Below are 9,063 nucleotides of genomic sequence, written 5' to 3' on the forward strand. Positions count from 1 at the left end.
GACAGCAAAGGTGCCGTATTAAACAACCAGCGCGGCAGCAATCCTTATTTAAATCACGGTACAGCAAAACTGATTTTAAATGAAGTGCGTTCAAGCAAACCCAGTTCGATTAACGGCGTAGTGGCGGTACAGGGCAATCGCGCCGACGTGGTGATTGCCAACCCAAGCGGCATCAGCGTGAACGGCGGCGGTTTCAGCAATGTCGGACGCGGGGTTTTAACCACAGGGATACCGCAATTCAAAGACGGCAACCTCAGCGGTTTACAAGTAAAGAGCGGCAATATCAGCGTGGGTAAAAACGGTTGGGATGGACGCGGAGCCGTTTTTACCGACGTAATCAGCCGCAGCGTACAACTGCACGGCGCATTGCGCGCCAATCAGCTCAGCGTCTCGGCGGGGGCGGCAAACGTGGATTACCGCAACGGGCAAATCACCGCCGCGGCTGCCGCCAAACCGCCGTCGGTTGGGATTGACGTAGCGCAGCTGGGCGGCATGTATGCCAACAGCATCACCCTGATGACCAATGAAAAAGGCGTGGGTGTTAAAAATGCGGGCACACTGCAAGCGGCGCGGCAACTGGTGGTCAGCGCAGAAGGCAAACTGGAAAACACAGGCACAATCCGCACCACAGCCGCCGCCACCGAAACCGCCCCCACCTATTTGCGCTTAGCAACGGCGGATCATTTGCAGCACACCGGCAAAATCGAAGCCAACGGCATGATTTTACTGGAAGCGAGTAAAGACATCACCTCAAGCCCAAAGGCGGTTATCCGGCAAAACAACGACAAACACACCGCTGCCGTTTTGCTGGATGCCGGTGGTAATCTCAACTTAAGCAGCGGCAGCACCTTACACAACAAAAACGGCAGCATCAGCGCGGCGGCAGGTAAAAACTTCACACTCAGCGGCACAATCAACACCGATACCGGCGGCATACGCCTGGCTTCACAACAAAATCTAAACAGCAAACAAGCGGCACTCACCGCCAAGCAAGACATCAGCTTATTAAGCAACGCATTTATTTACTTACAAGACGGCAATACCCTTAACAGCGGCGGCAATTTACATCTGGAAGCCGCACAGCCGACACCCACCGGCAATCAAACCGGAATCCACCTAAGCGAAAACACCTTAACGGCAGCAGGCAGCATCACCGTTTTGACAGACGGTTATATTAACAGCCACAGCACCCTCAAAGCAGGCAAAGATCTGTCTGTGCAAAGTGGTCAGGAATTGGATTTTTTTGTCGGCGGCAGCCAAGCCGTACAAGCGAACAACATCAACCTGTACGGCAAAACCGTGAATTTAAGTCAAGGTATCCGCAGTCAGGCAATGAAACAAGCCCGTCCCACCTTAAGCGCGCGGCAAAACATCAATATTCAAGCGGGACAAATCAACACCGCCAAACTGGATTTAAACGCCGCTTCAGGCAGCATGAACCTTACCGCAGATAAAGGCAAAATCCAGCTGGACAGCAACACCCGTCTGAATGCCAAACAAAACATCAACATCAGCAATTTAAGCACAGCGGCCATTGATGCCGCTTCTTTAAACGCCGCTGCCGCGAACGGCAAAGTATCGATTTTGGGCGGCGGCGATGTGCGTTTAAGAGGCAATAACCAAATCAGCGCCAACACCGGCGTCAACATTGGTTCGGTTGGTGTCGGCTCCCTGAATACCGATCAACTGACCGCTGCCGCCCGAGCCGGAGATGTGCAGCTCACCGGCAAAAAAAGCATTACAGCCGGCAATATCAGCCTCAGCGGCAATCAAGTGTATCTGAGTGCCAAAGGCGGTTACATTACCTTAAACAAAGCCCGGCTCACGGCAAACAAAGGCAATATTGCCCTGGAAGCCAAAAACGCGATCAGCCTGAGCAACAGCCAAAGCCAATCTTCCCACAACACCGTGATTGCCGCAGAACAAGGAGCGGTTACATTAAACCAAGTGAACGCTTCAGCCGGCAAACACCTGGCAATCAGCAGCCGCAGCAGCCAAGTCTTAAGCAACCACCAACAAAACAGCCTCAATAACCAATTCACCGCCAACGGCGTATTGTCAATACACAGCAGCGGCAATCAAGTACTGAACAACACCCGCATACAAGGCGGTGCGGTTACCCTGAAATCCAATAAAGGCAATCTCGGTTTATACGGCAGCAGCAGCGCCGGCAGCCACCAACACGACGTATTGGGCAAAGACACCCAACTCAAAAACATCAACGGCAACCTCAGCATCGAAAGCGGCGGTGATACCATTATCGCGGCAGGACACAAACTGACTGCCGATAAAGACCTCGATATTCGTGCGAACAAAACAGTGAAACTTTTGGGCGTAAACGGTAATCAAGGCAGAACCAGCAGTAAGATTGTCGATATAGAAGCCAAAGGCGATACCCGCTTGGTTGGCGGTTCAGTACTGCTGCAAGGCAGCCGCATCATCAGCAGAGGCAATTTAAGTATTGCTGCCACTAACGGCAACATCATCATTCAAGCAGTAAACAGTAACAGCACCAATCGCAAGCCTTTGGATACCATTTACACCATCAAGCGTGACCGTGATTTATTGGCAATGCGTATCCAAGAAATTGCCGCCAAAAATCCCAAAGATAAGCGTTTAGCCGCATTGCGTGCGGAACAAGTACGCTATGACTTCTATCTGCAGCGGCTGAACGGACAAACCAACGGCAATGAACACCGCACCGCTTATCTGAGCGGCGGTAAAAACACCACAGTATTTGCCAAACAAGGCATTCAGATCACAGGAGCGGAGCTGGTTGCCAAAGAAAAACTCATCCTCGAAGCCGCGGGATTGTTACCCGAAGTGAAAGGTGAAAAACGCCACGCCATCGAGATTGACAGCGTTACCGATACCCATGAAATCGGCAAACCCAATCACGATAGCTACGACTATGCACAGCTGAATATCCCCTCCCGTTTACTCGGCCGCCAAGGTGTCAGCATCCGTGCCGCCGCACAAAGCAATCAAGCCAATCTGAGTATCAACGGCAGCCATGTGTATGCCATTGACGGCAATATCGACATCAGCGCGTACAGCGATGTGTTATTGGGCAGTGCGGAAAACGAAGGGTATTACAAACGACACAGCACCAAAACCGAATGCAAAAAAGTCCTGGGGATTAAAGTCAAATGCAAAACGACAGAAAAGACCGATCAAGAGCAACACACCGCCCCCGCCCCCGTTTGGCTGAACGCCGGTAAAAACATCAGCATCACCGCCGGCAGCAACCTCACCGCCGAAGCCACCCAATTCTATGCGTCCAACGGCAAAGTGAGCTTAACCGCCGGCGACCAACTCAGCCTAATCGCCGTAGATGCACAACACTACAAACACCGCGAAACCAAGAAGAAAAGCAGCTTTATCGGCATCACCGTCAACAAAAGCGGCGGCAGCAAGTCCATTCTTAATCAAAGCAAACTGCCCACCAAAGTGATCGCCAAAACCGCCAACACCCAATCGGGCTGGCACACCCTTTTGGAAGGCACCGAGTTTCACACCAGCCTGAAAGGCGCGAATATCCAAGCGGGCGTTGGCCCCAAAGCCCGTAAAGACGCCAAAATCATCTTACAAGGCATCGTCAAACGAGTCAGCACCGAAGAGAAACGCCAATCCAGTTCCGCCGTATGGCAAACCCAAGCCGGCAGCGGCAGCGTGGTCGAAACCCTGACTCTGCCGCAATTCAACGGCCCCACCCAGCCGAAACTCACCGCACCGGGCGGCTACATCGTAGAGATACCCAAAGGCAAGCTTAAAACCGAAATCGAGAAACTGGCCAAAACCCCCGAACACGCCTACTTAAAGCAGCTTCAGGTAGCCAATAATGTGCAATGGCAGCAAGTGAATCTCGAATACCAAAAATGGAATTACCAACAATCGGGGCTGACCGGAGCGGGTGCGGCAGTGATTGCATTGGCAGTTGCTGTTGCTACTGCGGGTGCGGGCGCACCGATTGCCGCCGGGGCGGTTGGCAGTGCCATGCAAACCGCAGCGATATCGAGTTTAGCCACGCAAGCATCGATTTCCCTGATTAACAACAAAGGCAACATCGGCAAAACCCTGAAAGAGCTGGGCAGCAGCAAAACCGCCAAAAACTTAGCCGTGGCGGTGATCACCGCCGGTGTCGCGGAAAAAGTGGGCGGCAATGCGGCGTTAAACAACATCAGCAATAATGCGACACTGAATCAGTTCACCGTCAATCTGACCAATTCGGTATCCGGTGCGATCATCAGCACCGCAATCAGCGGCGGCAGTGGTGAAGAAGCATTAAAACAGGCGATATTGTCGGCATTGGTGCAAAGTGTGCACGGAGAAATCGCGAGTCAAATTAAAGGCACATTCAGCGACCAATACATCGCCCACAAAATCGCCCATGCGGTCGCGGGTTGTGCGGCGGCAGCGGCGAATAAGGAGAAGTGCCGAGATGGTGCAATCGGGGCGGCAGTGGCGGAGATTTGGGCAGATGCCAACCAACCCGCTAACGGCTATTACTACACCGATACCGAGCGGAAAAAACTGATTGCCGAAAGTAAATTGGTGGCGGGTACTGTTACTGCGGCAATGGGCGGCAATGTCAATACCGCTGCCAATGCAGCACACACAGCCGTAATCAATAACGGCGTTAAAGACAAACTTGATGAACTGATGAAGCTGGCAAAAGAAAACAAACAGCTTCAAAAAGCCATTGAGGGAGTGGATACTGCTCTGCGAAAAGGCGATGTAGAAGCCTTAAAAAGAATACAAGGCAAGATTCGTGTTTACTTGGCGCAAAAAGGCACGGCACATGGCTCGGATTTGGAGCTGCATGTATTAGCCAGCTTACACGTTATCAATGAAGTATTGCTGCCAACCAATGTGATTGATGCCACCGGTCCGATTGGTAAAGGGATTAAGAAAACAGTTACGGTTCTTAAAGCAACAGAAGTTGCCAATGTAACGGGTAAAGCAACTGCTTATTCACGTATGCCTGTTCCTGTTCCGACACCTACTGTTACCAAATCGGGGGAGAAACTGACTTATCAATCCAGTTCTAAGCATACACCGGGTGAGCAAGGTTTTAATTCAAAAGCAGGGATTGAACCTCGTAATTCTTTTGAGTTGTTTAAAGAGTCGAAGGTTATTACTGGTGATGTAAAAGCAAGATATGCCCAAGATGCAGAGGGTAATATACATCGTTTCTCTATAACGCAAGGAAATCAATATCATTGGTCAGGTTGGACAGGTGATAAAAGTAACAAATTAACTTTAAAACCAGAAGTTAAAAAAGAATTTGATTTAAAAATGAAAGGAAAATCGTGATAGTAGGCAAACCTAATAACATGGTAATGATCCAACTTGACCAAACTTACATAGAGGGTTTTCTAAATGATGAAATTCCGTCAGGTGTTTTTAATTTCATTATTGACGGTAAATTTTATCCAGGAGAGGGACTTATGCAAGAATTGTGGCATATTGTTGAGTCATTAAAAGACCTTTATTGCATGGGGATAAAAAAAATTCAATACGATTTAGGCAATAGACCATTATCCAGTATTGATTTTGAATGGGAGGATGATAACGAATGGAGAGAACGCCCCAAGTATTTAATTGATTTATCGGCTGATTTTTTATATGATTATGGTTTCGGCTCTTACCTTGGCTTTGACGGTGATGAAGAGCGTTTTATTTTTACCAATGATCATTTTATCACTGTTGATGAAATCCGATTACCGAAAGGCACTATCGGCGAGCTTATTAATAGCTTACCTTCTGCAGAAGATTTGAAAGTACTCCATATCGGCAATTGTCAAATCACCACATTGAAAGGGCATTAAATCGCTTTTCAGGTAGCTTGATATATTATCAGGCTATCTGAAATTTTTTTATAAACCAATTAATAACTCTGCTTGTTATTAAATATGCTACTTGTTAATGATTTATATTTAAGGATAAAAGATAAATGAAATGGATTTATCCGAAAGTGATTAATGAGTTAAAAAATGGGTGCACTTCTTTTTTAAGTGGAAATATTAATATAAAAGAAATACAATCTATTATTTATAATGCTGAGCATCAAATTGCTTCTTTAGAAGAAAACTGGTTCAGAGAATTATTATTTTTGGCAGAGAACGAAATTGAATTAATTCAATATACATTTAATAATGAAGAAATTACTGCTAATGTAATCCCTATCATTGAGAGTATTCTTAATAAAATTGAAAACTATAGCTAATAAATTTCAGGAAACCTGAATCATCTATCGAGTAGAAAAAAACTGATTGCCGTAATCAATAACGGCGTTAAAGACAAACTTGATGAATTAATGAAGCTGGCAAAAGAAAACAAACAGCTTCAGAAAGCCATTGAGGGAGTGGATACTGCTCTGCGAAAAGGCGATGTAGAAGCCTTAAAAAGAATACAAGGCAAAATTCGTGTTTACTTGGAGCAAAAAGGCACGGCACATGGTTCGGATTTGGAGCTGCATGTATTAGCCAGCTTACACGTTATCAATGAAGTATTGCAGCCAACCAATGTGATTGATGCCACCGGTCCGATTGGTAAAGGGATTAAGAAAACAGTTACGGTTCTTAAAGCAACAGGAGTTGCTAATGTAGCGGGTAAAGCAACTGCTTATTCACGTATGCCTGTTCCTGTACCGACACCTACTGTTACCAAATCGGGTGAGAAACTGACGTATCAATCAAATCCTAAGCATACACCGGGTGAACAAGGAAATCGTTGGAATGCAGGAATTGAACCTAAAAATTCTGTGGACTTATTTAAAGATTCTCTGCAACTCGATCCAAAATTACCAACTCGATATACTGTTGATATAAATGGAGATATTCACCGGTTTTCATTTGATAATGTTAATTCATATCATTGGTCAGGTAGTACTGCTGATAAACTGACCAAATTAGAAGTTAATAAATTATCAAATATTGTTAGGCAAGAATTGAAAAAAATGGGAGGTAAAACTAAATGATTATTGGTGATTATTATAATTTAATGGCACAGATAGAATTAATATATATACCAGGTTATCCAAATGATAGAATTCCACTAGGCACTTTTAATTTTATTATCGATGGAGAGTTTTACCCCGGCAAAGGATGTGATATTGAATTATTTTATGCTCTTGATAGTTTTAAAAATAACTTAGAATGCGGACTAAAATATATTACTGAGGATTTAGGTGATACCTCTTTATACAAATTAGATATATATAATATTTTAGATAATGCTGCTGAAGGTAATCCAAATAATATAATAGAATTATCTAGGGGATCAATGTTAGCAGAAGATCATGGCTTCATATGCCTACTTGGTTTTGATGGAGATGAAGAACGTTTAATTTTTTCTAATACAGGATATAAAAATTTCCAAGAAATTCGTTATCCAAAAGGTACGGTTGAAGCTGTTATCCGAAGTTTGCCACGCAGTAAAGAATTACGAGTTAAAGTTGAAGGAAATCAAATGATTACGTATATTGAAAAAAATGATATTTAATTTATAAAATGATTTCCAGGCAAGCTCAAATATTCAGGTTGCCTGAATATTCTATTTCATGAATATGTTTTCTAATCCTGTTCTGAAGTCTTTATCACCGACCCGCGAGCCATTCGCTATTTCCCCAAAGAAGTGCAAGAAACTTTAAAAGCACTGGCGAACTACACCAAAGTGCCATTGGTACAGCAATTTGAATGGAAACCGTATTTCGAGGGTGCAGGTAAAAACCTACTGGACGGTTTCACCGGTACCAATCTGCCCACCAGCGGCAATAATGCCGACTATCTCAAAGGCGCATTGAAATCTTTTGCTGGCGCAGCAAGAGACGGTCAATCCACAGGTTTGGAATACACCATACCGATTGATGTTTACCGCGACAATCCATGGAATAAAAAAGACCCTTACGAAATTGCTTCTAAAGAAGAATTATGGGGCGGATACATTGCCTTTATCACTACTGCATTGGGACAGAAAGCAGCAAACCAGCTCAACGGATTACGCACCAGCTATTTGAAAGGAAAAATATCTCGAGCCGAATATGTCAGCCGTATTCGTGAAGCACAGATAAATAATAATTTTTACAGCGACAATCCTTCCTATCAGCCAATTCAAGACTCTCCTAGAGAACACATTGGTATGCAACGGCAAAATCCCACCATTAAAACGAAGCAAATAGAGATTTACATCAATGGAGAGAAACACATTGCCACCGCAACGGGCAACGTCCCCAATCCTGTTCCTGTGTTTCAAGGTGTATCAGAAGCGGATATTAAAGAATATGCTGCTCGACTGATGAAAGAAATCGGTGGGAATGGGAAATTGCCCCCAGCCAGAGACGTGGGTAAAGGTAAAATTATCCATACCTATAAAAACCCCAAAACAGGCCAATCGATTAGTTTACGGAATTTCTCCAGCAGTGCCGATTCGACTGGTGCGAAATGGACAATTGATTTTAATAGAGACCCTGTATTTGGATTGGATAGTAAAGGAGTAGGAATAAATGACGAAATCAAATTTAAATAAATTTTTTGCAGAAAATCTGACCAATACAGAGATTGTTGATATTGAAGAATATGTAGTCGATTTTCCTGAGAATTTTCATTATTCATCTGGTTTATGGGCTGTTTGGGATTACATGGATTATCTAGGCAAAGAAAAACAAAAATTTGTTTTTTTGTATGCCTTATACTATTTATTAAAAACCAAACTTATCCGTTTAGGCTGCAATAATCGGTTATTGGATATTTCTCCAGAAGAAGCCGTGCAATCTTTTATTGACCGCTGGCCGCCTGATGAATGGATTTCTAAAACTATGGTTATTTGTTATGTTATAGACAGATACGAAGACAGTGAGGAAGAATGGCATCTCAGATACTGGACTATCGGTGATTTAGTTTGGGTTTATCCTGATGGTGAATTATCATGGTCTATGGATGCAGCAAATATGGATGACCCTGAACCCATAGAAGAATTGCCTTGGATTAAATCAGCGCAACAATCTTAATTGTTTTTAACTTTTTCAGGCAGCCTGATAACTTATTTCAGGCAGCCTGAAAT

The 9,063-nt window shown here is 44.7% G+C and carries 7 protein-coding genes; all 7 read left to right on the plus strand.

From position 1 onward, the window contains the following. Positions 1-5,316 (plus strand): two-partner secretion domain-containing protein (locus Q384_RS10120; protein ID WP_051940879.1); only part of this gene is annotated, 5,316 nt, incomplete at its 5' end. Next, positions 5,313-5,831 (plus strand): Imm42 family immunity protein, encoded by a 519-nt coding sequence (locus Q384_RS10125; protein ID WP_156956540.1) that lies wholly within the window; start codon positions 5,313-5,315, stop codon positions 5,829-5,831. The genes Q384_RS10120 and Q384_RS10125, both read left to right, overlap by 4 nt. Before the next feature lie 125 nt (positions 5,832-5,956). Further along, positions 5,957-6,229: a hypothetical protein gene (locus tag Q384_RS10130; RefSeq protein WP_037587725.1), complete on the plus strand. Its 273-nt coding sequence runs from the start codon at positions 5,957-5,959 to the stop codon at positions 6,227-6,229. Positions 6,230-6,319: 90 nt separating this feature from the next. Then, positions 6,320-6,982, plus strand: a complete 663-nt coding sequence (locus Q384_RS12735; RefSeq protein ID WP_051940884.1) for a hypothetical protein — start codon at positions 6,320-6,322, stop codon at positions 6,980-6,982. Next, entirely contained in the window at positions 6,979-7,506 is a 528-nt protein-coding gene (locus Q384_RS10140; RefSeq protein ID WP_051940887.1) for an Imm42 family immunity protein, read from the plus strand. Before Q384_RS12735 ends, Q384_RS10140 begins: the two co-directional genes overlap by 4 nt. 132 nt (positions 7,507-7,638) lie before the next feature. Beyond that, the gene (locus Q384_RS10145; RefSeq protein ID WP_037587727.1) at positions 7,639-8,529 is read left to right on the plus strand and encodes a hypothetical protein; all 891 of its coding nucleotides are present in this window, start codon (positions 7,639-7,641) and stop codon (positions 8,527-8,529) included. Continuing rightward, positions 8,507-9,010, plus strand: coding sequence for a hypothetical protein (locus tag Q384_RS10150; RefSeq protein ID WP_037587728.1), 504 nt, complete (start codon positions 8,507-8,509; stop codon positions 9,008-9,010). The genes Q384_RS10145 and Q384_RS10150 overlap by 23 nt, the downstream gene beginning before the upstream one ends. Positions 9,011-9,063: the final 53 nt, after the last annotated feature.

The sequence above is a fragment of the Stenoxybacter acetivorans DSM 19021 genome, from assembly GCF_000745895.1.
In the GTDB taxonomy this organism is placed as follows: domain Bacteria; phylum Pseudomonadota; class Gammaproteobacteria; order Burkholderiales; family Neisseriaceae; genus Stenoxybacter; species Stenoxybacter acetivorans.